Genomic DNA, 486 nt, shown 5'->3' on the forward strand with positions numbered 1-486 from the left:
TGAGTCGGCTCTACTAGCCAAATAAGCCAAGTCAAACTAGTAGGTGCTGTATATTTTTAGTTTTTGCTTTTTTACGTAAGAATGTTAAACGATCGATCAGGAGCCCACCTAAACTATTAGAGATACAGAAATAGTTCCAAAACGAAAGTTGGCCAGTATGATGAGCTGCTTCTTTAACAAGGAAAAAGTGGATCGATCCTCTATAAACTTGTGAAAAGAAACAGCCCATCATACTGGACAACTTTTGTTTAGGAACCATTTCTGTATCTCTAATAGTTTAGGTGGGCTCCTGATGGTACACCTGGTGGTCTACATAAGGTACTCCAGATCGATCGACTACTTTGGAAATGTTAGTATATTGCTACTAGCAATACAGGGTGTAAGGGACAGCTCGCCGAATACTGATAAGGTGTGGCCTGCAAAAACCTGCACCTGTACTACTTAAAGGCGAAGAATTTTATGGGAAAAGAGACCTAGAGTACACAA

1 pseudogene is annotated in these 486 nt (G+C 40.1%); it reads left to right on the plus strand.

What is annotated here, in order from left to right:
• Positions 1-398: 398 nt before the first annotated feature.
• Positions 399-486: pseudogene (locus tag ACJ5GX_RS03530) on the plus strand (murein hydrolase activator EnvC family protein); the annotation flags it as partial.

Source organism: Wolbachia endosymbiont of Tuta absoluta (assembly GCF_059414725.1).